We start from the raw sequence: 22,835 nt of genomic DNA, 5'->3' as shown, positions 1-22,835 counted from the left end.
CTCCTTTCCAAAAAAAAGGCACAAAAAAAGCACCCTATTTGGATGCTTTACCTGTACTTTGTTTTTTAGGATTTACTATTTTTTCAACTACATTGATTTCCTGTAAACCTGCCTTCACTCCTACTAAATACAAAGGAGAATTTTCTCGATATTCAGCTAATTCACTTGTTTTACCATCATCCAAGTATTCAAGTAACGATGCCAGCGCAGAGTCTTTCATAGCTACTCCATCCAAAATCTTTGATTTTCCTTCCGTTAAATGAGCTCCAAGTTTCTCGGGAAATCTTTCGTCAAACTTCATTGCTATTAAATTTGATCTATGTTGATTAATTATATCCCGATACTCTTTAACGTTTTCGTAAGCTTCGACTTGACTAAACGAACCAGATGAATAAGCTTTAACGAATTCATTGAAATTCGCTTCACTCTCAATCATTTGTGTAGTTTCACTGAGAACTTGCTTTTTAAACGAATCAAACTCCTTCTTTATTTGAGCGGATTCTGTCATGGGTTTTACAGATTCTTTGCCGCTCTCTGAACCTTTTGTGATTCCAACAATGATAACCAAAGGAATTCCTATTATCAATATGATTGCGAGAAGAACCAATTGGCTTTTATGACGTTTCTTTCTTTTTTCCATCTTGTATTCTTTTTTCGATTCTTGCCACTCGCCGTAATTAGACATAATGACCCTCCTGAGTGGGTATATTTTACCATTATTCTATCAACCCGCTCAGGAAGAGTAAATCATTTATTTAGTCTCGCCGCTTCTTTTTTCTCATTTTCGATACGTTCCTTAATCATTTGATATATGACTCCACGCTCAGTGACAGACATTTTCATCAAGTCCTGGGGCAATATACGTAATTTGTGGAGGGCATAATATGCGAAGTTTGCATCCGCATCGCCCTCCTCCATTAGTTTTTTGTTTCATCCATAACCTTGTTGATATCTTGATCGTAACCGTTAAGCTCCTGCACCTTTTCTAACAAAGTAGCGAACTCACCGGACAAAAGCATTTTATTGAGTAAATTGTCTGCCCCAACAACACCATAGTTCTCTTGCAGTTCTGCATCTTTCAGGTTAGGATACACAACGCTTTCCAAAACTAGCTTTGTGGTATAATCGTCCGGGTCAATTTCAGGAATCTTCATTCCCCCTTTGCCCTTCTCTGTTTTTGTAGCAGACTTTCTAATGGATTTGTTCCGCTCTTCTGAAATACCTTGGATCTTCCACAGAATAGGTTTGCCGTCTTCATCTTTAAATCTCTCAGAAACAACAACCTCTTCTGTAATATCAACTGAAGAATTTTCTTTAAAGAATGCGCTAAATTGACTCATTATTTATATCCCCTTAATTTAGATTATTTTAGTTACCACCCAAAACAGGTTTTGTGAAACTGTCTTGCAATCCTACCCCGGAAAAAGTAAAGTCCAAATCTTCGTCCAACAATTGAGATTCAGTATCCAACTTAGCAATAATAATGCTGCTTATATTGACATTCTTGAGCGTCACGGTTTGTTTGCCGATCGAGGAAGTCGGGTCTTCATTGACCGCAACCAGATCAAAATAGGTATCTTTTCCTGTGGTCACATAATCCAGCATCATTTGTCTGAACAACGAGGTCACATAGTAAAAAGTCATTGACCCCGTTCCCTTCCAACCATTGGCTTTATTCTGATCCCCCAGATATCCCAATACTTTTACTTCTGTCATGTTTTTCTCGATCTTTGCCTCGAATTTCTTGCAGTAGGCCATCTCTTCCACACTACCGTTTATGGTGGCGTACAATCGACCCTGCTGGCCGGAAATAGTATCCTTAGCTTGCAACCACTGTGTCATATTATCTCGCCCTCACTAACTGATAGATTTTTTCGATACTGTCTACTGGTTTAACGTAATACTCAGCGTAAATAGCATCTTTGTCTGTACCAGGCACGATCGTTACGTCCGTCTGAGGATTAAACTCCTCAATAGCACTGATTTGTTGATTAAGTTCGAACAAATTGATAGCTTCTTTTTTGACGAGATTACGTCCGTCAACGTTGTTATCAACTTTGCCGATGTATGACTTTTCAAAGACTCGTTGTAAATCAGTCTTGATCCCATCCAATGTACGAACGACTCTATTTTTGCGAAAGTCTTTATTCTTTTTAGGCGTAAAGCTGCGGAACGTGTTGATATCCTGCTGTACTTTGGCCTTGCCGCCTTTATAGATAAAGAAGAATTGACCACTTTGCACACCTGCGATTGCTTCACGGTTCGTGAACCTCACATCTACATCTACTGCATCGTCGTAGTCAGCATAAGTAAGTGATTCGTTAACGTTAGCCGCGGCTGTTGCAGCTGCGACCCAAGCAACTGCTTTAACCTTATCGATCACCGTACCGTCCGAAAGAATAACGCCGTTCGTGACGTTTATTACTCCTTCGCTGTCGGCCGCACTGTAGTTTGGTAGTACCACTTGTACATTTTTGCCCTCGTCATTCCGCAGGCGATTAACGTAAGTGGTGTACAAAGGTTTCAACGTTGCATCATCGTATGGTACTCCAACGGTGTTGAAATCTTGGGTCTCAATGGCTGCCATATAATCGGAATGATCAGCGTTGGTTACAGTGCCATTTGCCCCGCCAGCTAATGGAGCTCCCGCCGTGGCTGCCAACGTTTTGTCAGTAGCAGATGCTTTGAATGTCACCCACTCGTTCGGAACCAGCCCGTCAATGTTGGTAACCTTTTGAGTATTCATCTCTCGGCCCTCAACCAGGGTGCGAACGTTGAAGCTAGAAGGCGTATCAATGTCAGCCTGAATTACAATGGAAATATCATTGCCTCTCACGCCTCCATACTTCGCTGTAGCAACAAGATTGCCACTTGTGACTGTAGCCTTTGTTCCTTCGTTTAATCGGTACACCAACAGCGTCTTGGCGCGCTTAAGAGCCTCCTTAACCAGCAGGAGGCTTGTATCTGTAATGTCGTATCCCAACGCTTTTGCGATATCATCACCAGCATCAATGGTAATGATTTGTTTTGCTGGCCCCCAGCTTAATGTCAACGGCAAGGTGACGACACCGCGATCACTCAATGTACCTAGCGGTTTAGGCTCGGAAACGACGTTGGTATATACGCCAGGTAGATCCTGGTTCTGTGTAACCCATGTACCGGCCATTATTTAACCTCCTTCTTTAACCATTCAGCGAGAACGCGTCTAGCTTCACTAATGGTGTAATCCTGGTCATCCGCTAGAAGGACGTTCAGTGTATCTTTTTCAATCTGTGTAAACTGATGAGATTCTTGAAATTGTACTTTGGCAAAACGGGGTTCTACCGAAGCTGCAGACGTTGCCGTCTCTTTCTTCGTAGGTGCCACAACAGGCGTTGCCCCGGTTTCTGTTTCTTGGTTATCAGTATCAGCCACGTATACCAGCCTCCTGTTTTAAAGTCCTCATTTTTGTTTCTGGTCCCTTTGGACGCATTAAATGGACATTCACATCCAGGAAGAAATGCAGCACATCATCGACGATTTGGTGTTTCAACCCCACCGCTCTGTACAAGCTACCTTCCCATTGGATGTACTCCAATTCCTCATAAAGCCGATAAGCTACTGCTTCGCATTCACGGCGCTTCTCCGGGTTGTCTGGGTCTGGGAAATAGTGAATGTCGAAACTATTAGTCCGCATGTAGCGGCGGCCTAACTCTCGTGCCTGTGCGCCGTCTATGAGCAGCACAAAAAAGCACGGTTCATGAAAACCCTGCTCAATTCTTTCGTCGTACACCGGGGCACCAGTTTGAAAGGTGCTCAGGTACTTCAATATTCCGTTTTTTACATCTTCCATTGCATCACCTCAAATGGTCTTCCATAAAGCGTCTAAGCTTACGGTCCATGAGCGCAGGCAATTCGCGTTCAAGTTCCCTTTCGGAAATGGTGAGCATGAATCTGCCTTCCACCCAGCCCGTGTGTAACCGGGTGCGGTGTCCATATTCCACATAAGGCGCATATTCGATAGGGTTAAACAATTCGATACTGTAACCCCCTCCTACGCGCTCTACAGGCCCTAGTTGCCAGTTACGCCGGAGCATCCCCGTATCTACGGGAGTCCTCGCCACCGTTTTAGCTAAAAGCCTGCTGGCAAGTTCTCTTACGCAGTTCTCGACGAACTGTGGGTAATCAGCTTGCATCTTTCGCAGGCTCTTGCCCAGCTGCTCAAACTCTGAAAAATCAAATTCAGCAAAGCTCATGCCTTACCAACCCGCTTCATTTTGATTTCTTGATGTGTTGGGTATATGAAAGGTTCGCCTGACTGCTGAAACTCATAGCTCATGCCGTCCTGCGTCACATAAATGCGGCTTCCAGACGGGATAACAATGTCAGGTGCAATGAATAGTTTCCCATCATAGGCAACATCATTGTTCGTGTCCGTTTGGGCCGCACTTGGCAATGAAGCTTGAGACAATGCACACGGCTGGTTGTCTAATATAACGCCTTTGCGCGGTCGCTCAGTGCCTGTTACCGGGTCTTTGTAGGTTATCTGTCCTTCTACCTGACAAACGCCTGTGTAGGTCATTTCAAGCAGCTTGCGTTCAGTTGTTGGATTGCCCAGTTGCATGCTACCACCTCAATCTGCGGAAGGCATTTAGCTGTGCGCCATATGCCTTAATAAAAGCTGTACCCTCAACGCCCTGCTTAGCATCCGCAAAGAATGTGAATTGCACGTCACCACGCTTGATGCTCTGGACGTTCTTCTCACCCTCGCCAGCTGCAGCCGGAGCTACAAACTGGTTAAGGTAATAGTCCTTAGCAATCAACAGCACTGTGTTTTCCAACTGCTCTGGGATATCAGAGCAGTTGCAGTAGTTTTTGATACCGTCAATCGTAAAGTTGAGGGCAAAAGACAACTGCACATCCTTATCTGTTTCGGTGACTGGAAGTCCAAGCAGAACCTTTAGCTTGGCGAGTAAGGCTTCAAGACGCTTCGGGTCCATATTACTCACCAGCCTATTCGGTTTTATTTGCGGTGTCCGCTTCGGCTTTATTTGCGCTGTCCGTTTTCTTTGCTGGTGTTACTTCTTCAAGTACGCCTTTTTCAACTAGCTTGGCTCCATACTTATCGTCAAGATCGATTTCACCAGAATTCACAATAACCCCGGCTTGGATCACCGGGGATAGTACCTTATATTTTTGTTTTGCCATGATATAAGTTCCTCCTATTAAACCGACAAGCGGTAGATTTGGGACGGTTTTTGTACAGCTACGAAAGCAGATTCACCAACGTATACTTCTTCACTTGGCGGTGGACCCTCTTTTACGATAGGCAGTACATAGATTCCTGGTTCAAAGTTCTTTTCAATTGTTGGACCTTGTACAGTGATGATAGGTTGTTCGCCTAACAGCGCCACCGTACGAGCTTCCAGCAACCGCGTTGGTGCCGCACCTTCCAAGGAAACCACATCGTCGTTAACACGGATCGTAATTGGAGCGTCAGCGATTTGTGTAATGATTCCTTGTACTTGCTCCCGCGTAGGAAGCATAGCGCTGTTAACGCCGAACAACGCGCCTCTTGTCTGAGCATTGAGAGTCAGATCAAGCATAACGTCACCCGAAATGTCGATATACCGCGGCGCTTGGCCTGCGTTAGCGTCTTTGTATGCCTTAATAGCCACTCGTAAATCATCCAGCGGCGTAGAAGCGGCGCGATCCGACCACAGAACTGTTGGAGTTACCTTTGCGCTCAGCCCAAAACCAACGTTAATCTGCACATCGTTTTTGTTATAGACGATAACACCGTTATAAACGGCCTGCGCTCTCAACCATTCCTCTGTATCGTTCACGCCCTCGATTAGGCGGTCAGTTTGATCATAGATGCGTTGAATTGCCCGTTGGCGCTCGTTATCCACACGTGGATTCGTGAATTTAAGCTGTTCACGCTCATCCAAACGGAATCCGTGCTGAATCTTTGCCACCTCTTGAGTAAGTGTTTTCAGACCTTGCTTGTCACGCAATGGAGCACCAGAGTTCCAGCCAGTGATAGATGCGCTTGGCGCGTACGTTTGTGTAAATACGTCATAGCTAAAATCAAGGTCGTACGTTGTATCCATGGCACTGACAGCCTTAAGCAAATATTGCCGCGCTAGTACCCGATTTTCGACGTACCCCATGAATTCCGGTTGTTTAAATTGATCCAATGAAAGAATACCCATTTATATATTCCCCTTCCCTTATCCCCGTTTTAGTAGTAGCGGTAACGTCCGCCTGCCGCTGTTTTAAATGCTGCTGTAACGCCTGTGAGTTTGCTTTCCACAACCAAAGCTTCTGCCCATGCACCTACGATGACGTTTTGCGTGGTTGCATCACCTGTGAATACGTCATGTGACGTGAGATAAACCTTACCTGTGTCTGCGTCTGCAAAAGGTTTAGCCAGCCCGTTAGCTTGGATGCTGACTGCTGTACCGGCTGGAACAAGTGTGTTTACAGCAAACTTTGTGCCATCCAATGTAACCCCACCGATTTTTTCAATGGAGCCCTTTACGACATAAAGGATTTCCTTTTGTGATCCATACTCTTTAACTCGTGGATTCAAATTCATTATTTTTCACTCCCATTTCTTTGCTCGGCAATAGACTTGCCTGCGTCATAGCCCTTCAATGGTGCTGGTGGGTTGCCTGCTCCTGCACCTTCTGCTGGTTTAGCACCTTTGAAAGTCGGTTGCGTATTGCCTTCCTCTTTTGGCACAAATAAAAAACCATCGCTTTCGCGAAGGCCTGTGAGTTGGTCGTCCAAACCGCTTTTTATAGCGCCATTGTCGTCCAATTCGATTTTTGTTTTGTCCAGTAGCTTCGCTACAATATCAGCGTTATGAACCTGACCACTCAAAGCCATCTTAAGTGCTGTGTTCAAGCGCAGTTCCTTCATATCAGCTTCGTACTTCTCGGTAGCGGCTTTATTGTCCGTCTGAAGCTTCGTAATCTGATCTTGTAGCGCTGGCACATCCCCTGCGGCCTTCTGCAAATCAGCCAACTGCTTATCCCGGTCCTTCAGATCCGTTTCGAGTCGTTTCTTGGTATTGTTCACTTCATCGAATTTATCTTTAGGGAACCAGTTGCCATCATTTACGACCGCTAGTTTCTTATCACCAGCCTTTTCAACAACTTGGTTATACAAATCTTCTCCAAGTAATTCTTTCAAATCCATCAGTAACACCCCTAATTAGTTTTTATGACGTGTAACCCACCACGCATAGGATACGTTCAGTCAGCCCCGAACCTTTAAAGAGGGCGGTACCCAGTTTATAGCCATATGGCAGGGCAAAATAAAAAGCCTGCTGCAACTAAATGTGCAATCAGGCTTTAATCCTTACTATTTTGTTTTTCAAATGGCTCTTTGACTTGCCTTAGCATGTCAGCAGCTATTTCTTCAGGCGTTTTAGTAAAATCCAACTTTAGCGGCGTATCATCGATTAAACCGATAGTCCGCTTTGGCTGCTTGGAAGTCTTCGACATACGTCCACCCCAGTTTCTTAATTATTAACTGTAGCCATAGATAATCCATATACTCATTCTTGGCTGTTTCTGACATTGTAGCATAGTTCTCGCTGCTTTGTAACTGCTCAAGAGCGGTCAATGCGGTAGATTCCAGCACATTATTAAACACAAGCAGATCGGAGGATTTACCATTAGATGATACTCCACTTACTCCACCATCATGCCCAACTGCAAGCAGGCTAGATATAGCCGGATAAATCGCCATGTTGCGTATATCCTTAACGTTAACCCTTGTTCCTCTTGGATGATTGTGAGTAAGGATTACGCTATTCGGCGGCGCTTTGACAAGTGATTCATGTATCTCAGGAGTAAATGTGACTTTGTTTATGATACCGTCAGCTCTGCCAATTTTTTTGCCTGCTGTCTGATCCATAATAACCATGATTTCTTTGCCAGCTTTGTGACCTTCCCGAGCTAGGCTACGGTTAACCTCAGCTAACTTTTCTAATACCGGTTCGGATACGCTTGGCAGATCAACATGGTAAGAAGCTTTAGGATTGTATTTCCGGTTAAAGCTGCCTCCAGGTTCTTCAACCTCAGGATCAGGCACGTTGCTTTCTGTGGGTTCATTCGGTGTGTTTGGCTTAACATACTCCTTTTCCCACTGCTCATAGGTAATGTCACCGGGTACCGCTTGGTTCTTTCCATCTTCATCCCGAGCTATTCGCTCCTGAACATTGTCCTCGTAATAAGGAATCGTCGTTGAACGACAATAGGCATGCAACGGCGGGTAATTGACACCTACCTCAGCCTCTGAAACCGCAAATACCTCTCCATCCATGTGCCGGCAGATACTTGATGTGCGTTTATCCAGGGTAGCCGTAAACTTATATTGCTCTACGCCCAGTTCCTTATAGGCATCCATACGGGATTGACCGGCAAAGTAGGCGGATTCCGTTTGGATAATACGCGCAGCTGCTGAACGGGAAACTCCCATACGGTCAGACAGCGCGTTAATCATCTTGTCCGGTGTATCGCCGCGTATCATTCCTTGAGTCAGTACGGTTTGAAGCTCATGCACCAGCTTGTCCCGGTCTTTCCAGATACGAGCGCTAAAATTAGATCCATCGGCTGCCCAAGGCTTCGATAAGACCGCCTCAATCTGCCGTTTGTCCAGTTTGGAGAATGTAGCACCTAGCCCTGTGCCTTTATGGAGCTCGAAGATGGAATGATAGTACCCATCCTTGTATATGTCGCCCATAAGCTCTTTAGCGCCTGCCTGACGCTTTCCAGTCAATACCTCGACATGTTGCCGCATCTGTAACTTTAGAGCCTCAAGACGAGTCATACGGACTCTGATGGATGCATTCTCTAACTCTTTCATCCAACGCTGATCGACCGCATTCTCACGGCCTGCCTTAATGTAGTCCTCAACAGTCCATTTGAACTCTTTGAGCTCGCCAGCTTTGAGCACTTGCCGCGCTTCAGCTAGGCCCATTTCGTTATTCTTAGCAAACCGTTGATGAAACGCGTCAATATCCTTTTGAATGGCTGCGTTAGCCTTGGCATACTCTATCTCCATTTTACGGACATAAGCATCACCCTTGCTTAGCTGCGCCTCATTGAGGGCATCCATACGGCCTGACCAGTATTCCTCGGACTTCATGACTGTTCATCCTGTTTCGGGTCTGTCTCAGGAGGATTGCCGCCCGTACCGCCATAAGGCTGGTCTTGCACTGTTTTTAAGGCCTCGGCAGATTCTTTCCTTTTGCGCTCTTCTTCGGCTTGAACATCAGTGACCCAAGGATGATTTGCCAAGTTAGTTTCATCGGACAGTATGCCTACGCTGTTTTTGACATTCTCAACCGCTTCAGTCTCATTGATCATAACGTCCCGGTTAAGAATGAAATCAACGTCATAACTGGAGTAGTCAACCTTTGTTGTGTTATACAGATGTTGATCTACGAACCAAAGGAGTTGTTCCAGCGAGGCTTGAAATTCTGCCTCAATCGTATTCGCATCTAAATCTAAATCCTGATAGAGTGAGCGAAGGGCTATGCCGGATGGATTGTTACCAAACTTGTCCGTTTGCGTGTCAACGCCGCGTCCAAACTCGTATATACTCTTACGCAATTCAGCGATATGGTTGCTTAGAGCCGTTGTGTCGATGTCGATTCCTATAGTATCAATTCCACCGTCCCCATCAACCCTAACCATACGTAGTTGAGCTAAGTTCCGCCTTGCATCTTCCAACTTTCCGCCACCGTAATTCTTCAGCACAATAATGCTGCTCGGCATATCCTCGATATTGTCCGCATTCTCCGACATCCGCAAATCATAATCATCCACCAAGGTTTTGATCATTTCTATAAGCGGTTGTTCTTCGTCATTATACTTAAACGCTACAAAAGGCGGGCGTTCCCAATTAAGAAGCATTTCCTTACCGTTTACTATGGCTGTAAAGTGAGATTCCACTTCTCCTATCGGACTCAAATCATTTGAACCTAGCTTGTCTTGAGAGAAGCGCATGACTCCTTTTGAATCCCAAAACTCAACTATTGTAATGGTCTTCTTGGTTTTAGCTTCGTAATAGATCACATCATAGAATCGAATGACTGCATCCAACTCTGTATGCGCTGAATCTTTCCAAAGCGGGACAATTTCCTCACTCGGAATGCTCTTGAAGGCAAGTTCTTCAGTCTCGGTGTAATAAACCTGTAGCCAGGCTATCCCCTTATTGATTGCATTCTTGCCAACGTTCTTAAGTGTACGCTGAAAGTCTTTGCCGAAGTATTCACTAAGACGTTTCTTGTATTCATCTGGACCGTCAGTTTGTATGCTAAATGGTTTGGAAAGCAGATACCCTGTTTTCTGATCTACGAGTTTGCGAACAAATCCATGTATTAGCTTATTGTTAGCTAGATTATGAACTTCTTGCCTTACCCCGCCTTCGCCAACAACAGTACGCTTCTTCTCAAGTATTTTCGTCTTGTTCTCATAATACATCTGCCCCAAGATCATGAGTTGACGCTTCATAGATCCTTTGAAATCCGTGACCTCTTGCAGAGCTATTTCCTTATTGGTCATTGGAGAGTTTTCCTCAAGCATGCGGATGATATCTTGTGTTGTGCTCAATGCATGTCCTCCTTCCTGTATTAATCAAATGAGATACCTGGCTGCCTCATATCGTCTTCAAAGGCGTACCTCGTAGCATCAATAGTATGATTGTCCTTATCATCCAACCGAGTCCGTGGATTGCCGTCTGCGTCCGTCTGATAGTCAATATTCTCAAACTCTCGGGCAATGTTTGGCGTACGAACTGGGTCAATTACGATTTCCTCCAGGTCATCAAGCCACTTTTCGCCATACTCTACTGAACCTGGGCCTTTCTTCGCACCCTTGAAACGGCAATAAAGCTGCATTTTTAATTCATCCACCGACTTCGGCTCTGCACTGTCCGCTATGGTGAGCTGTGAATCATACTTTTTCTTCTTGAGCTTTTCGCCCAATTCCCGGTTAGATATCTTCACCCCATATACTTCGTCCAAGGCGTATATCTTCCGCCGCGTCTTATCGTAGTGCCAGCGAACGAACGCCACCGGATCAACGCCATACCCCCAGTCATTGCCCTGCCGGATGTTATCGAAGCTTTTAACCTCTTCATCTGTAATTGTGCGGAATGTAAGGTTGTCAAACGGCACCACACCGGACCCAATAGCTTTCCCGAGATACTCCCATTCATAACGCCGTTGGTTCTTCTCCTTTGCACTCTCAGCCTCTTTTATGAAGGCTTTGGAGATAAACGGGTTGTCCAAATAAGTAGAGTGATGAACGTGTGTATGATCCGGTTGGAATACAGACTCGTACTTCTTGTTGACCCATGACTGCTTACGTTTAGGTGGGTTGTAACTGTAAAAAAACTTATAAAAAAGACCATCTCCCAATTCTCCACGCAATAAGGAGTTGGTGATGGTTGTAACTTCTTCTTCCGTCTTAAATTCTGCTAATTCCTCAATCCACCCTATGGCAAATGGGAAATTGGCATCTTTTAGTGATTTAAGCCTCTCAGGGTTCTGTGCACCTCTAAAGGCCATATAATTTCCTCGCGGCAAATATGTTATCCGCATGGGGGATTTATTAATCTTGAAAAACTGCGACACACCTTGTTCGGTTATGGCCCATTTCATTTGCTCGAAAATGGACAATTCAATGGTGTTGTCGATATAACGTATGCCAATAGCATTAACAGGATAACGCATAATCAACTGCACGATGATGTGTGCTATATCTGACGATTTCCCCGAACCACGACCGCCTTTTTCTATGATGTTGAGGATGTTCGGATCATTCGCAGCTCTCCATGTCGCATGAAACGCCTTCGGGATGAATTCGGATAGTTTTCTAGCCATCATCTTCACCCTGTATATCGTCAACAAAAACAGGCGCTACAACGGCGTTAACATCCAGTTTATCAACCCACAATCCATAACGTTTCCCAAGCAGTTCAGCAGCCTTATTGCGCTCTTTCACTGGCGTTTCAAGGCCTAATTGATCCTTTACCTCTCCACGGATAACCTGTGTCAGAAACTCTAGCACTTCATCCTGACTAGCGATACGGGCCGATTCCTTGCTTTCCATTCTTTCTTTTATATACTCCTTAATGTTAGGGTTTGTTAGTAGTTTGCTAGCATTAACCCTTGCGGTCGCATCCTTTTTGCATTTCGGATAAGCCATTTTGTAGCTCTCTGTTCCGTTTTGTGTTTCGATATAATAATCAGCAAATGCTTTATGCCTCTCATTCATTTGCTGTCACCACCATAAATTGGAGCAACTCAATAGCACTTTTGAACTCATAGGTGTCTGGCACCATGCAATCTTTTTCTTTCCCCGTCTTCTTGTCTTTCTTTTTACCTTCAATCCAGAATGTCAACTTGTACCTAGAGTACACGCTTTTAAACTCTTTTGAGTACCGTTGTTCTTGTATGAGCGACACATCGTGTCCTTTTTGCCCAAGTTTCAACAGTAACAACTTTATGTTTTTGCTAACATTCATATCACCCACCCTCTTTCTGTTTGGCTGTCACCAGTAAGTAACTCTTTAATAGAAAATGTAGCGTTATTGTGGAGAATCAGGAGGTTTGCCGTCGATGATCTTTACAACGTTATCGCCAGTCATTGATTCTTTCGTAGCAAAGGTTACCGCTTCCCCGCCTATCTCCATACTCACCAAACCCATATCTGGATCTGTCGTAATGGATCCGCCTTCTCTACTGAGTTTCTTCATCCATTCCTGATACTCGTTTGGCAATCCTAACGCCTCCCCTTATCTGGTCATTCTCCATAGCCTAAAACGATCTATAAGGCGTTCATACCATCTTGATTCCCGCCCGTATGGTTCGATGTATCCATCTACTGATACAAATACAATATTTTCGTGGTTTAACGATCGTATCTCTTTCAGATGCGGTGTATGAATCGTAAACACCTTATCCCTGCCAGGCTGCTTGTACCAGGACAGAAATACTTCTACATTTTCTAATTCATCCGCAGGGTAGTAATATTCGAATATCTCACGGTTCACTAAATGAACAGATACTGTTATTTCTTCCGCTTTCTCGATTGACAGGTCGTTCATATTTCCCTCCCCACGACAAATGGACCCGTGTATCCTACTTAGCTGTCACCTCTCAGCTATTTTCAGATGTAAATTACGGGTCTGTTTGTTTCCAAACTGCGTTTTTCCTCCAAGTCCTGAACTATCGCCTTTACCACTCGTTCAAAGCTCGCATCATTTTTAATTTTAAAGTCGACACCTTTTATAGCTATAGAATGTGTGCTCAACCCTTTGTACTCCGCTATCTCCTGTGGTGTGCCTTCTATGGTTCCGTCTGTATAGAGTTTCACGTTCAAACCTCCTCGTAAGTAGCATGGAAGATATCCGGTTTACATGGGTAAAACTCCCCTGCCACTCCTTTAATGATGTAATCCCCTATACTCGCTGTTAAATCCCCCTCAAATGTTGATATCTGTAAGGAAGGTTCTGAATAAGCATATTCCACAAATAATGTTTGACCGACAAATCGGCATACCTCATCATAATTGGTGTCCCCATTCCACTGAATAGCCTCAACTACCACTGGCTTTTTACGATATTTAGCCATCAAAATCCCTCCCTAACAATGCTTTTCAGCTAATTGGTTATCCCTGCAATTAGCGGATTAATCAATTCTTCAAACTCTTTTCGATCATCTCTAATAGTGTCCATTCTGCTCGCACCTCCGATTTTCTTTCAGACCAAATAAAAAAGCCGCCTATTGGCGACTTCTACTTAACTGATACCCCACCATATTCCACTGCTAATATAAACCGCAGCTACTGTACCGACCACTACCGCAACTATTAAAAGAATCCTATATATTTCTCTTGTTAGACCCCTCGGTATGAATGTACACAAAATTTCACCTAGAATATAAATCACTACCGCTGTAATCGCTCCAATAATGAACGGGCCTGCATTATCCCATATTCCTGTCCAAGTCATCATTTTTTCCCTCCTGTTCTTTATTTCGTCAGGAGAGCAGTAACTTATTAGCACTGTTATTTGAATATTCAAATATACCATAATATAAGACACAGAGCGGAATCGAACCGCTATAATCCTGTATGTGTCATATCCCCGGACTAAGCCGGGAAAAGCCTTACCTAAACAGTATGTGTTCCTTCCACATCTCGGGCTTCACGTTCCAATGTCCGTTTTCTAAGCCACAGAAGTGCTTCTTCCAGCTTTGTGATTACGACTGCATTATCACGGCATCGAAATTCACTGTTTTGGAATCCTTCGAGACGTGCAAGAACCATAGCAATTAAATCTTCGTTGGTTACTCCATTTACTCCAGCTTCTTGGATCGGTCCTTCTTGGAAATGAACAATCCCCAGGACGTTACCGCTATGATCTTGAACCTCAAAATAGTGCGGCGCGTTGTACTGGTAGTCCTTTTCATGATGAACTGTAGCATACTTTTCAGTCAGCAATCCGTTCTTTACCTTTACCAGTTCCAATTTGTGCCCTCCTATTTGAGTTGATCTGCCAGTTGCTTAATCACAGCCGGCGTACTGATACGTTGTCCATTTTTACGGTTGCCCTTGATGTATGCTGCATTCTCGTCTGTGTAATACACTACGCCGTTACCCTCTACGACTGGATATCCGCTTTCGTCTGCTTGCAGTTCAGTAGCAACATGTTTACCGTGCTGTTTGGCATGCTCCTCATCGTGCAGATGCAGGATGCCATACTGGTCAAGATATGCGTAATTCTGTGCCATCGTTTGTTTCCTCCCTTTAACGTAAAAAAACGGCGGTTTCCCGTCGCTTTTCGTCTTCTTTTCACTCAATACTTTCTACCATGAAGGTCATGAGTGATTATTTTATTTGTTGCCCGTATTTCTATAGCACCCGGGCGGAGTCGCTTGGAAAGGACTCTAACCTGTTCCCTCCCCGCTTCCACACCACCGCAACTCAGTGCTCTATCACCCTGTGTTCAAAGCGGTGCCTTTAAGCGTGGACGAGTCCTGCCGTGGTAAGGGACAGCAGGGACACCCGGGCGTTAACCCTATGTCCCTACTTTAAAATGGTTTCTCCCCCAAATTGCCCCCACGTTACCCCCAACTTACCCCCAAAATTCCGCATAGCTTCAAGGTTTCTGCTATACTTTTGACTCCTTCGTCTATTCGGCGGTCAATGGTGTTAACGCTCATGCCGTGGTTCTGGAATTGTATCACAGTGAATTTATATTTACGCCCCTTAATGAAGCGGTGCTCAATGATCTTTTTTACCTCATCGTCCAGGATTAAATTGATTGCCATGTCTAATTCGGTGATCAACTTGCTCCATTCCTGATACACGCGCCTTTCTTCCGCCGTTAGAGACTCCTTACGGCCTAATGATTCGACGGTAAGGCGCATCTTAGGGTAATTGCCCAGCAACTCGCGAACGTCCTTCTTATCGGCTTCTGTGATGCTCGGGTATAATTCCATTTGCTCTATCGCCCCCATCTTGTCGCTCCTTTATAGAAAATCAAATATAGTTGTCTGCCCTTCACGCGGCGAATCTGCCGAGTCCTGTATTAATCCATCATCCAGCATAAACTTAGGAGCCTCATAGAGATATCTTTCATGGACTGGATCTCCTTCGCGTGAATGCGCTGGGTTCTTAATCTCTGCCTTTTTCGTCCACACCCAAAAGCTCTTAGCAGTTACCATGTCGTTGTTATCTGACATCAAAATTCCTTCCTTCGCTCAGTATGTTAGGCTCAATCGGAGTGATGATCCTATACCTATCTATACTGACTACACCCACATATAACAGTAATGCGCATAATATAGAGGTATAGGCTCTTATCATGGGGTGTTCTCCTGGGTAGTCCTAGTTGCCTTGTGAAGCATTCTTAGTCCTTCAATAGACTTCTTGAGCCTGGCTATCTCTGCATCCTTTTGTTGTATTTCTGCCTCTGCCTTGGTTAAATCGTTATTCCAGCCCATTGCAGCTTTCTGAAACCGTTCGTATTCCCTTTCAAGTGCTGCATATTGTTGGAGCCAGTATTCAAGTGGTTCATAAGGGGTTTCTATACTAGGCATAGTCTGATACTTTGGAATATTCACGCAGGATCTTGCATGCTTGAACGCATTAACCTTGTCCATATCCTCTTGCCAGTTACGTGGTTTATCTGTCATCTATATATCCTCCCTTAGTGGGTGTAGGTCCTACACCCTGTTTGGTTTAATCCTCAACTAAATTTGCAAGTTACTTCGTCCTCATATTCTCCTAAATAAATCTGTTCGTCCCCGCACCATCCGTCAACGTCATGATCAAAGCAATAGCAATATATTTCACCATCCTGAACAAACGACGCTGTGTAAGTGTAGTAGCAAGGACCACCGCCCCAATAGGTCATTACCAATTCTCCGCCCAGCATAGGGCAACTGATCTCTCCCCATTCCTTCCCGTTCGACCATTTAAGGAACTTGATTTTGCTCATATATCTATCATCCTTCCAACGCTCCGTCAGAGTGCAGGAGCGTATTGTATTGGTGGTTACTCCCCTAATGCCTGACGGGCTAACTTACCGTTGTCATATTCAATTTCCGATACATTTCCGCATGTTGGTTCATCGTCTCTAAATGGTCTTGTAAGCTTATAGTTTTCCTTATCTGCATAAAATTCCAGTGCCTTTTGGAATCTGTAGGCTTTGTCTGTCATGTCTATTTGACTTGAAACGGATGTATCCAGGTCAGCAGATATCCGGGCTATTGTCCGGTCCCTCTCTGCCATCTGTTCCAACAGAAGATTAACACCCTCGGCCAGTTCCACATGATCTGCTTCCCATGCATTTAATATGCCTCTTCGTGCTTGTCTCTCTGTCAGCATGCCTTTAGCTCTGTCAGCGAGATACATTAACCGTTCACTCACCTTTACCGCCTCCTTGGGGCTGTAGCAGCTCCGGGTTATCGTGTATGTTTCCTATTACCTCAGACTCCCTCTCCAGATACTCCCAATCGTCGTAGGCAATATCTCCGCCTATCAGAAAGCTTCCATTCTCGTAACTGACTTGAGCAAAATTATATGTTGGTTCCGTATTTTCAGGTGTTTCGTAAAGGTCAGGGATTTTTAAAACATCACCATCGTAGATATCCTCCCCATTCTTATCCGTCGAACCCGTGAACCGTAACCAAACTACATCCATTTCCCAATCCCAACCGTCTTCGTCTTGGCGAGAAGTGTCTGTCAAGAATAATGCTCCTTTTGAAGCGATATTTATTTCAAAGTTGTCATCCAACTCAGGACCGAGCATCACTTTATCTTCTTTATTCCACCATTTGAACTTAATTTTTGTATCACTCATTTATCCATTCGCTCCTTTTAATTTGATTGGGTAGGGTAAGAGGCTGTTATGCCTATTTCAATTCTCTTTGATTTGTCTAATATCTAAGTCAATCAGCTCTAATCCGCCTAATTCCTCTATTTCTTGTGGGCTTAGGCTCATTTGGGACTTTTCAGACCGAATCTGCGCGCCGATCTCACGCATGCTATTCCCTTCATATTCTCCTAGATATACCAACTGTCTCACCGCTACTGTTCCATACACTTTGTATTTACTCATTGGTATCTCTCCTTTATAGGTAGTAGGGGGAAACTATTTAATGTGAATTTCGCGCGGCTTATCACCTCGGTACGGCCCAATTAGGCCCTCTTCTTCCATCCGGTCAATAATTCTAGCAGCCCATACATATCCAATACGCATTTTCCGCTGTAGGAACGTAACCGATGCTTTGCGGTTGGCCTTCACTACCTCCAATGCTTCTTCGTAACGTTCTGGCTTTTCTATGTTCATTTTGTATATCTCTCCCTTGATATATAGGTAGTAGGGGGTGTATCCCCCTTATAGACTGTCATTTATGGCTTTTATAGCTGCCAACACCGGGTAAACCTGATGCGGATTAACTGCATTGCCCAGCGCCTTAAGCCGACCCACACGGTCTTTAATACCAGTGGCTACCCGTGGTGGCTCCCAATCGTACTGCTCCTGCCCTAATGCTGCCGGCCATCTATGTTCGTCCAGTTTTCGGGAAAGCCCATCAAGCATTCCACCCAATCTGGATTGAGCTGCCCACTCTGCCCCGATAAGGTCATTGATATGTCCGTTCGTAGCGACTTGCTTTGACCTCCCCCGTGGCTGCCCACTGCATCCGCTGCGCTCGGTGTGCCCCACATTTTCGCTGTAGTTGCCAGGTCCACACTGTGGCTGCTGCCATTCTTGCAAGCCCTCCTGCCTGTCTTTGTTAAGTCTATGTTTTCCCGAGCCGTTGTTTCTGAGGCTGTTGGTGTAGGCCACATCGTCTGTGCAGGAAGCGATAAATACTCTGTCTCTCCTATGCGGGGCACCGACGGCACAAGCCGGAATAACAAACGTTTGTGTGGTGTAGCCGAGCCCTTCCAAGTCAGAAAGCACAATGTCGAGTCCCAGAGTGATGTGCCCAGCAACATTTTCACCAAGGAACCAACGGGGCCGGATTTCCGATAGTAATCTAGCAACTTCTGGCCAGAGGTGACGGTCATCTTCCTCGCCTCTGCGTTTCCCGGCATTGGAAAAGGGTTGGCAGGGGTATCCAGCGGAAATAATGTCAATTGTTCGATTGTCTCCAAGTATTCCATCCTCCTTTAGCCGGTCAGCAGTTAATGTACATACATCGTCGTATATGGGGATGTTGGGCCAGTGCTTACGTAATACAGCCTGCGGAAACGGCTCACGCTCACAAAATGCCACCGTCTCCATGCCTGCCCAATGAGCTGCCAAATCAATTCCGCCTATACCACTGAACAGGCTCAATTTACGCATATGTGTCTCTCCCCCTTATGGAGGGCTGTTCCCTCCTTCTTATCCCCAAAGGTGTGTTATGTCCTCTCTGCCCTTGGGGGCTATGCTTTTTTCTTTCTTACCGTCCCTATTGGTAACGTAGATGCGTCTTTTTTACTCCATCCGTACTGCTCTACTCGCTGTACAAAATACTCTTTCTTAATGCCGTTTTTCTCAGCGATCCGTATCCATCTTTTATGCCGATCATAGGCGCTTTCGTTTTTAGGTGGCGTGCTGATTGCCTTTTCAATGCTCCATCTGCATTTTTGGATTCTGGAGCGCAAAAGCTCTTTACTGACTCCGTTTTTCTTAGCTGTATCAAATTGTTCTGGAGTTATAGAAATCATGCTTATCCCTCCGGCATGAATGTTTTGAAAGTCCTAAAGTATAGCTCCCGCACTTTATAAGCCTTTGTTTTACCGCCGATATTGAGATTCACTGTGCCGTTCCGTTGCTTCAGCGGAATTTTCTCCCCTTTAACACCTCTACCTACTCCATATACCGTCCCGTCTTCATCCATCCAATAGGCTGGCGTGCATGGTATCTGTTTCATGACTGCACACCCGTATGCCCAAATCCACCTACACCACGCTCTGTCTCTGTCAGTTCGTTTGCCTCGACCAAATTGATTTTTGGAGTCTCCATAATGAATCCCTGAGCCACTCGGTCACCTTTTTTTATTAGGTAGGTTCCTTCTTGGACAAATTCGGTGTGATTTCCAAACTTGCCATCCACAAAATAAATTACATTTGTACCTGCGGCGAATACCTCGTTCGTATTGTCGAACAACATTGAAACTTCGCCTCTATAATCCGAGTCAATTACACCTATACCATTCGGTTGCCGCAGTTTTGTTTTGACTGAGATACCGGACCGCATCGCAATAATAAGTACGTATCCTTCTGGGACCTCAAAAGCTAGTCCTAAAGGAACTCTCTTTGTTTCTCCTGGTGCAATCACCACTTCTTCAGTAGCAACTAAATCAAACGCCGCAGCTCCTGTAGTTGCATATTTGGGTAATACCGCATCTTCCGATACCTTTTTCACTCTTACATCCATTTCGCAAATCTCCTTTATATGTTGTTATATGAATTACCATCATCATTCAATGACGTATTACATTTCTTCCCATCCACCTTTTTTATTGGTTATGACTCGTAAAGTTAGATCAGGAAATTTTGCGTCAAATAGCTTTCGCCGTAACGAGAAATCCCTTGCTGCAAAACCCTTTACATCCTCGACTATCGTTTTTCCATCTTCCATGTACATAAAGTCTGCTTTGTAGGTTATTGCCCTTCGCTTTTTTCCGTGCTTTGTGAACGGCTCCAGCAGTGTAAATTTCGGTTGTAAAGTCAATTCACTTATTAGTCCACCGCGCTCTAAAATTACTAGTTCAGCGTATCTCTTCGCTTCTGTCATACTGTCAAATTCAATGCCGTCTACGATTTTTTTCTTTGCATTGTACTTATTCACGCCATCGCCCCCAATGCTCCACCTGGGCGTTCTTCTATCTTTCTGTTTTTGATTCGATCCAGCGCTAATATCAATACCTCGTCTGGGTCACGGTTGAGTACATCTCCTATTTGACGGATACTTTTTCCTTCTGACCACATAAGTTCAAAATTGTCTATTTCTTTCCGCTTCCAAGCGAAGTTCATTCCATCACATGCCAAGTAAATAGATCTGCGATCTTTCTCAATCCCTTTTGATGCCATCCGTTACACCTGCCCTCCGGTAGATTTCCTTGGTCGCTTCAATGCGGCAATCATAGTCAACGTTCAGATTGTTTGCTATTAGCTTTAACTCCACGTCAGACACATTCTCAAATGCCCTCATGTTCGTTCTCAGCCTCCTTTTCAGCGATTCCATACGTTTCCCTTCCTATACGCAGGAACTCGTCATAATCCTTATCAATTAGGTCATAGGGGTCTATTGGATTCATGGGGTATCCTCCAGTGGGGTTTCATAGATGTTGCCGATTACCTCAAACTCACGTTTTGCCGACAGAGATAAATGACCAACCATATACTTTAATTCCACAAGATCAAACTCCACTGTTGCTTTTGCGGTGAAACTATCATCAGCCGTAGACCATAAATGCTTGTGATCCTGCCACGTCAATATATCTCCCTCATATATCTCTTTACCGTTACGGTCTTTTAGTCCGGTATATTGCATGAGCACCTTTTCATCATCTGAGAAGCCGCGTACATATTGCCCATCAAGCGGATTGAATGCCGCCACCTTGCCTTCTGGATCAATAGTCACCTCATAGTCCATTTCCTTTGCAAACACGTCCCACGCTCTAAATTTGATGGGTCTACTCACTTGTATCCTCTCCTTTCAAAGCTGTACGGGCTCGTTCGCCATAGTCCATCATGACTTCTGACTCTACGACAGCTCCTTCTTCTTCAACGCCCCAGTGGTGATTATTTTTATTCGCATAAAACTCCAGTGCCTTATCCTTAATCTCCAATTGACCAAGCACATAGAAGATATCGTTTAGTAGGTCATCCGTGTGCGTCCAGCCTGTATCATGTCGTCTCTCAGTCATTATTTTTATTGCTTTTATCCGTATCTCTTGTATCTTCTTATCCATGGTTTAGACCTCCTCAATATCATCGACTTCAATTTCGTCTGTTTGTCCATTCCGTAAAGCATCCCGCCAGTCAATTGCGGATTCAATGAGTTCGTTTTGTTTTTTCTCGGTTAGTTCATAAAATTGATCTTCCGTCAATTCGATTTCCACTTCATAATCCACACGCACAGTTGCTGTTCCCGATATTCTAATCATCCCTTATTCCTCTCCTTTGTTGCGCTCGGATAATTTGACTATTATCTTCCCGTTTACATAGTTAGAGTCTTGGTTGATTACAAGCTTATGAAGTCCATATTCATCACGCATTTCCTTAGCCAATTCAAAAATCTTCTCGTCCAGCAATTCCGTGAATCTTTCGATTGTCATTTCCATATGCATTAGTCCTCTCCTTGCCCTTTAGGGGCTGTGATTTTATTCGGCTGCCGCTTCGCTAGGTGATTCGGTCGCTTCGGGGGCCTACGGCGTATTAATTCTTGAGTAGTGCGTTACATTGAACACTCGGTGATTACTACGATCAATCCATCCATATAAACCAGACCCAAGGTTTGCGCGTTGTGCTATCTGCGGCGTGTATCCGTCTGTTACCAAGTAGTTAACATGGCTTTCGATTGATCGATCTTTCGGGTCGTATTTAGTCCATTGGATCATTCCTCTATCCCCTCCATCACTGATATTCTCCGTGAGCGTCCCAACCACACCGAACACAATAGCCTGCTTGTTCTATTTCGTTACTCCCGTAACCTGTGCTGACTGTATATGTCTTCCATTTATGATCCCTGTATCTACAAATCAGACGTTTGATCCATTTAATCATTACTCTATTCCCTCTCCTTCAACAGACACTGACCAACCACATTTACAAGCCCGAAAAAATGTGTCCTCTTCGATTCTCAGCACGCCTTCTCCATTCCCGACATTTTCATTTCCGCACTTCGGACAGATAGCGTATTCCTTTGTCAACTCCAACGATTTAAGAATATTCACTCTGTTATCCCCTCTCCTTGAGCTATTAGAGCTGCTAAACAGATGGCTTCAGGCCCACTGTCTGCTTGTACTCTGCAATTCTCGTATCCCGCCATATATGGTCTAGCAATCCATTTTCCGAAGCTGGTAGGATATAAGCCAATCTGAATACGATCCATAATTTTTGGCTTCTCTAGCACTTCCCATGCCGCTGAAATGTCGGCACTGTACATTGCTGGTGCTGTTGAATACCCTTTACTGTTGATGACCATCCCTGGTCTGACTCGATCCGCCTTATATCCCATCACATCCGTAGCAATCCATATATCTCGCTCTTGTGGCTGCATACTATTCCATTTAGCTATTACTTCTTCACGATTCATCTATC

The 22,835-nt window shown here is 44.6% G+C and carries 46 protein-coding genes; all 46 read right to left on the bottom strand.

Features of this window, described 5'->3' with window-relative positions:
- Nucleotides 1-34 precede the first annotated feature (34 nt).
- The 46 genes from JOD82_RS26480 to JOD82_RS26255 all read right to left on the bottom strand — a co-directional run bounded on the left by JOD82_RS26480 (nucleotide 35) and on the right by JOD82_RS26255 (nucleotide 22,830).
- Nucleotides 35-685 (bottom strand): hypothetical protein, encoded by a 651-nt coding sequence (locus JOD82_RS26480; protein ID WP_076292398.1) that lies wholly within the window; start codon nucleotides 683-685, stop codon nucleotides 35-37.
- A gap of 232 nt (nucleotides 686-917) precedes the next feature.
- On the bottom strand, nucleotides 918-1,340 hold the full coding sequence (locus tag JOD82_RS26475; RefSeq protein WP_209950256.1) for a phage tail assembly chaperone: 423 nt from the start codon (nucleotides 1,338-1,340) through the stop codon (nucleotides 918-920).
- A 28-nt stretch (nucleotides 1,341-1,368) separates the two neighbouring features.
- The gene (locus tag JOD82_RS26470; RefSeq protein ID WP_103049863.1) at nucleotides 1,369-1,842 is read right to left on the bottom strand and encodes a phage tail tube protein; all 474 of its coding nucleotides are present in this window, start codon (nucleotides 1,840-1,842) and stop codon (nucleotides 1,369-1,371) included.
- A 1-nt stretch (nucleotide 1,843) separates the two neighbouring features.
- Entirely contained in the window at nucleotides 1,844-3,166 is a 1,323-nt protein-coding gene (locus JOD82_RS26465; RefSeq protein ID WP_245249150.1) for a phage tail sheath family protein, read from the bottom strand.
- On the bottom strand, nucleotides 3,166-3,414 hold the full coding sequence (locus JOD82_RS26460) for a hypothetical protein (RefSeq protein ID WP_245249149.1): 249 nt from the start codon (nucleotides 3,412-3,414) through the stop codon (nucleotides 3,166-3,168). Before JOD82_RS26460 ends, JOD82_RS26465 begins: the two co-directional genes overlap by 1 nt.
- Nucleotides 3,407-3,832, bottom strand: a complete 426-nt coding sequence (locus tag JOD82_RS26455) for a phage tail terminator family protein (RefSeq protein WP_209950255.1) — start codon at nucleotides 3,830-3,832, stop codon at nucleotides 3,407-3,409. Before JOD82_RS26455 ends, JOD82_RS26460 begins: the two co-directional genes overlap by 8 nt.
- Nucleotides 3,833-3,836: 4 nt before the next feature.
- Nucleotides 3,837-4,235 (bottom strand): HK97 gp10 family phage protein, encoded by a 399-nt coding sequence (locus JOD82_RS26450; protein ID WP_209950254.1) that lies wholly within the window; start codon nucleotides 4,233-4,235, stop codon nucleotides 3,837-3,839.
- Nucleotides 4,232-4,603 carry an ABC transporter ATP-binding protein gene (locus JOD82_RS26445; protein ID WP_209950253.1) on the bottom strand — a complete coding sequence of 124 codons (372 nt, stop codon included), beginning with the start codon at nucleotides 4,601-4,603 and terminating at the stop codon, nucleotides 4,232-4,234. The genes JOD82_RS26450 and JOD82_RS26445 overlap by 4 nt, the downstream gene beginning before the upstream one ends.
- Nucleotide 4,604: 1 nt before the next feature.
- Nucleotides 4,605-4,979, bottom strand: a complete 375-nt coding sequence (locus JOD82_RS26440; protein ID WP_209950252.1) for a head-tail connector protein — start codon at nucleotides 4,977-4,979, stop codon at nucleotides 4,605-4,607.
- A gap of 13 nt (nucleotides 4,980-4,992) precedes the next feature.
- Entirely contained in the window at nucleotides 4,993-5,187 is a 195-nt protein-coding gene (locus JOD82_RS26435) for a hypothetical protein (RefSeq protein ID WP_209950251.1), read from the bottom strand.
- A 17-nt stretch (nucleotides 5,188-5,204) separates the two neighbouring features.
- On the bottom strand, nucleotides 5,205-6,194 hold the full coding sequence (locus JOD82_RS26430) for a major capsid protein (protein ID WP_209950250.1): 990 nt from the start codon (nucleotides 6,192-6,194) through the stop codon (nucleotides 5,205-5,207).
- 29 nt (nucleotides 6,195-6,223) lie between these two features.
- On the bottom strand, nucleotides 6,224-6,580 hold the full coding sequence (locus tag JOD82_RS26425) for a hypothetical protein (RefSeq protein WP_209950249.1): 357 nt from the start codon (nucleotides 6,578-6,580) through the stop codon (nucleotides 6,224-6,226).
- Complete coding sequence (locus tag JOD82_RS26420) at nucleotides 6,580-7,185, bottom strand: phage scaffolding protein (protein ID WP_209950248.1); 606 nt, start codon at nucleotides 7,183-7,185, stop codon at nucleotides 6,580-6,582. Before JOD82_RS26420 ends, JOD82_RS26425 begins: the two co-directional genes overlap by 1 nt.
- Nucleotides 7,186-7,443: 258 nt before the next feature.
- Entirely contained in the window at nucleotides 7,444-9,141 is a 1,698-nt protein-coding gene (locus tag JOD82_RS26415; protein WP_209950247.1) for a minor capsid protein, read from the bottom strand.
- The gene (locus JOD82_RS26410; protein ID WP_209950246.1) at nucleotides 9,138-10,610 is read right to left on the bottom strand and encodes a phage portal protein; all 1,473 of its coding nucleotides are present in this window, start codon (nucleotides 10,608-10,610) and stop codon (nucleotides 9,138-9,140) included. Before JOD82_RS26410 ends, JOD82_RS26415 begins: the two co-directional genes overlap by 4 nt.
- Before the next feature lie 20 nt (nucleotides 10,611-10,630).
- Entirely contained in the window at nucleotides 10,631-11,884 is a 1,254-nt protein-coding gene (locus JOD82_RS26405) for a PBSX family phage terminase large subunit (protein WP_209950245.1), read from the bottom strand.
- Nucleotides 11,877-12,278, bottom strand: a complete 402-nt coding sequence (locus JOD82_RS26400) for a terminase small subunit (protein ID WP_209950244.1) — start codon at nucleotides 12,276-12,278, stop codon at nucleotides 11,877-11,879. The genes JOD82_RS26405 and JOD82_RS26400 overlap by 8 nt, the downstream gene beginning before the upstream one ends.
- Complete coding sequence (locus JOD82_RS26395; RefSeq protein ID WP_209950243.1) at nucleotides 12,271-12,528, bottom strand: hypothetical protein; 258 nt, start codon at nucleotides 12,526-12,528, stop codon at nucleotides 12,271-12,273. Before JOD82_RS26395 ends, JOD82_RS26400 begins: the two co-directional genes overlap by 8 nt.
- A 63-nt stretch (nucleotides 12,529-12,591) precedes the next feature.
- Nucleotides 12,592-12,783, bottom strand: coding sequence for a hypothetical protein (locus tag JOD82_RS26390; RefSeq protein WP_209950242.1), 192 nt, complete (start codon nucleotides 12,781-12,783; stop codon nucleotides 12,592-12,594).
- Nucleotides 12,784-12,798: 15 nt separating this feature from the next.
- On the bottom strand, nucleotides 12,799-13,110 hold the full coding sequence (locus JOD82_RS26385) for a hypothetical protein (protein ID WP_209950241.1): 312 nt from the start codon (nucleotides 13,108-13,110) through the stop codon (nucleotides 12,799-12,801).
- A 62-nt stretch (nucleotides 13,111-13,172) separates the two neighbouring features.
- On the bottom strand, nucleotides 13,173-13,379 hold the full coding sequence (locus JOD82_RS26380) for a hypothetical protein (protein ID WP_209950240.1): 207 nt from the start codon (nucleotides 13,377-13,379) through the stop codon (nucleotides 13,173-13,175).
- 2 nt (nucleotides 13,380-13,381) lie between these two features.
- Nucleotides 13,382-13,636 (bottom strand): hypothetical protein, encoded by a 255-nt coding sequence (locus JOD82_RS26375; RefSeq protein ID WP_209950239.1) that lies wholly within the window; start codon nucleotides 13,634-13,636, stop codon nucleotides 13,382-13,384.
- 167 nt (nucleotides 13,637-13,803) lie between these two features.
- Nucleotides 13,804-14,019 carry a hypothetical protein gene (locus JOD82_RS26370; protein WP_023987524.1) on the bottom strand — a complete coding sequence of 72 codons (216 nt, stop codon included), beginning with the start codon at nucleotides 14,017-14,019 and terminating at the stop codon, nucleotides 13,804-13,806.
- Between the two features lie 158 nt (nucleotides 14,020-14,177).
- Nucleotides 14,178-14,534: an Acb2/Tad1 domain-containing protein gene (locus tag JOD82_RS26365; RefSeq protein WP_209950238.1), complete on the bottom strand. Its 357-nt coding sequence runs from the start codon at nucleotides 14,532-14,534 to the stop codon at nucleotides 14,178-14,180.
- Nucleotides 14,535-14,545: 11 nt separating this feature from the next.
- Complete coding sequence (locus JOD82_RS26360; protein ID WP_209950237.1) at nucleotides 14,546-14,797, bottom strand: hypothetical protein; 252 nt, start codon at nucleotides 14,795-14,797, stop codon at nucleotides 14,546-14,548.
- Nucleotides 14,798-15,130: 333 nt separating this feature from the next.
- A complete protein-coding gene (locus tag JOD82_RS26355; protein WP_209950236.1) occupies nucleotides 15,131-15,508 on the bottom strand; it encodes a hypothetical protein in 378 nt (125 codons plus the stop codon).
- 30 nt (nucleotides 15,509-15,538) lie between these two features.
- Complete coding sequence (locus JOD82_RS26350; protein ID WP_209950235.1) at nucleotides 15,539-15,751, bottom strand: hypothetical protein; 213 nt, start codon at nucleotides 15,749-15,751, stop codon at nucleotides 15,539-15,541.
- A 120-nt stretch (nucleotides 15,752-15,871) separates the two neighbouring features.
- A complete protein-coding gene (locus JOD82_RS26345) occupies nucleotides 15,872-16,204 on the bottom strand; it encodes a hypothetical protein (protein ID WP_209950234.1) in 333 nt (110 codons plus the stop codon).
- Between the two features lie 53 nt (nucleotides 16,205-16,257).
- Complete coding sequence (locus JOD82_RS26340; protein WP_245249147.1) at nucleotides 16,258-16,509, bottom strand: hypothetical protein; 252 nt, start codon at nucleotides 16,507-16,509, stop codon at nucleotides 16,258-16,260.
- Nucleotides 16,510-16,565: 56 nt separating this feature from the next.
- Entirely contained in the window at nucleotides 16,566-16,940 is a 375-nt protein-coding gene (locus JOD82_RS26335; RefSeq protein WP_209950233.1) for a hypothetical protein, read from the bottom strand.
- Nucleotides 16,933-17,373 carry a YopX family protein gene (locus tag JOD82_RS26330; protein WP_209950232.1) on the bottom strand — a complete coding sequence of 147 codons (441 nt, stop codon included), beginning with the start codon at nucleotides 17,371-17,373 and terminating at the stop codon, nucleotides 16,933-16,935. The genes JOD82_RS26335 and JOD82_RS26330 overlap by 8 nt, the downstream gene beginning before the upstream one ends.
- A 57-nt stretch (nucleotides 17,374-17,430) precedes the next feature.
- Nucleotides 17,431-17,631 carry a hypothetical protein gene (locus JOD82_RS26325; protein WP_209950231.1) on the bottom strand — a complete coding sequence of 67 codons (201 nt, stop codon included), beginning with the start codon at nucleotides 17,629-17,631 and terminating at the stop codon, nucleotides 17,431-17,433.
- 33 nt (nucleotides 17,632-17,664) lie between these two features.
- On the bottom strand, nucleotides 17,665-17,862 hold the full coding sequence (locus JOD82_RS26320) for a DNA translocase FtsK (RefSeq protein ID WP_209950230.1): 198 nt from the start codon (nucleotides 17,860-17,862) through the stop codon (nucleotides 17,665-17,667).
- A 48-nt stretch (nucleotides 17,863-17,910) separates the two neighbouring features.
- Entirely contained in the window at nucleotides 17,911-18,867 is a 957-nt protein-coding gene (locus tag JOD82_RS26315; protein ID WP_209950229.1) for a DNA cytosine methyltransferase, read from the bottom strand.
- Nucleotides 18,868-18,947: 80 nt separating this feature from the next.
- Nucleotides 18,948-19,232: a hypothetical protein gene (locus JOD82_RS26310; RefSeq protein WP_209950228.1), complete on the bottom strand. Its 285-nt coding sequence runs from the start codon at nucleotides 19,230-19,232 to the stop codon at nucleotides 18,948-18,950.
- A 2-nt stretch (nucleotides 19,233-19,234) separates the two neighbouring features.
- Nucleotides 19,235-19,438 carry a hypothetical protein gene (locus JOD82_RS26305; RefSeq protein WP_209950227.1) on the bottom strand — a complete coding sequence of 68 codons (204 nt, stop codon included), beginning with the start codon at nucleotides 19,436-19,438 and terminating at the stop codon, nucleotides 19,235-19,237.
- Complete coding sequence (locus JOD82_RS26300) at nucleotides 19,435-19,944, bottom strand: dUTP diphosphatase (RefSeq protein WP_209950226.1); 510 nt, start codon at nucleotides 19,942-19,944, stop codon at nucleotides 19,435-19,437. The genes JOD82_RS26305 and JOD82_RS26300 overlap by 4 nt, the downstream gene beginning before the upstream one ends.
- 57 nt (nucleotides 19,945-20,001) lie before the next feature.
- On the bottom strand, nucleotides 20,002-20,358 hold the full coding sequence (locus JOD82_RS26295) for a DUF1064 domain-containing protein (RefSeq protein ID WP_209950225.1): 357 nt from the start codon (nucleotides 20,356-20,358) through the stop codon (nucleotides 20,002-20,004).
- Complete coding sequence (locus tag JOD82_RS26290; RefSeq protein WP_209950224.1) at nucleotides 20,355-20,600, bottom strand: hypothetical protein; 246 nt, start codon at nucleotides 20,598-20,600, stop codon at nucleotides 20,355-20,357. The genes JOD82_RS26295 and JOD82_RS26290 overlap by 4 nt, the downstream gene beginning before the upstream one ends.
- On the bottom strand, nucleotides 20,581-20,721 hold the full coding sequence (locus tag JOD82_RS26285) for a hypothetical protein (RefSeq protein ID WP_209950223.1): 141 nt from the start codon (nucleotides 20,719-20,721) through the stop codon (nucleotides 20,581-20,583). Before JOD82_RS26285 ends, JOD82_RS26290 begins: the two co-directional genes overlap by 20 nt.
- Nucleotides 20,722-20,823: 102 nt before the next feature.
- The gene (locus tag JOD82_RS26280) at nucleotides 20,824-21,213 is read right to left on the bottom strand and encodes a YopX family protein (RefSeq protein ID WP_209950222.1); all 390 of its coding nucleotides are present in this window, start codon (nucleotides 21,211-21,213) and stop codon (nucleotides 20,824-20,826) included.
- Complete coding sequence (locus JOD82_RS26275) at nucleotides 21,206-21,484, bottom strand: hypothetical protein (RefSeq protein WP_209950221.1); 279 nt, start codon at nucleotides 21,482-21,484, stop codon at nucleotides 21,206-21,208. Before JOD82_RS26275 ends, JOD82_RS26280 begins: the two co-directional genes overlap by 8 nt.
- A gap of 3 nt (nucleotides 21,485-21,487) precedes the next feature.
- Entirely contained in the window at nucleotides 21,488-21,679 is a 192-nt protein-coding gene (locus tag JOD82_RS26270; protein WP_209950220.1) for a hypothetical protein, read from the bottom strand.
- Between the two features lie 3 nt (nucleotides 21,680-21,682).
- Nucleotides 21,683-21,856: a hypothetical protein gene (locus JOD82_RS26265; protein WP_209950219.1), complete on the bottom strand. Its 174-nt coding sequence runs from the start codon at nucleotides 21,854-21,856 to the stop codon at nucleotides 21,683-21,685.
- Nucleotides 21,857-22,297: 441 nt separating this feature from the next.
- On the bottom strand, nucleotides 22,298-22,468 hold the full coding sequence (locus tag JOD82_RS26260) for a DUF3797 domain-containing protein (RefSeq protein ID WP_209950218.1): 171 nt from the start codon (nucleotides 22,466-22,468) through the stop codon (nucleotides 22,298-22,300).
- Nucleotides 22,465-22,830, bottom strand: coding sequence for a BC1872 family protein (locus tag JOD82_RS26255; RefSeq protein WP_209950217.1), 366 nt, complete (start codon nucleotides 22,828-22,830; stop codon nucleotides 22,465-22,467). The genes JOD82_RS26260 and JOD82_RS26255 overlap by 4 nt, the downstream gene beginning before the upstream one ends.
- Nucleotides 22,831-22,835: the final 5 nt, after the last annotated feature.

This window comes from Paenibacillus sp. 1182 (genome assembly GCF_017833915.1).
In the GTDB taxonomy this organism is placed as follows: Bacteria; Bacillota; Bacilli; order Paenibacillales; family Paenibacillaceae; genus Paenibacillus; species Paenibacillus polymyxa_D.
Note: the sequence above shows the minus strand (reverse complement) of the source record. Positions and strands in the feature narration are given on the sequence as shown.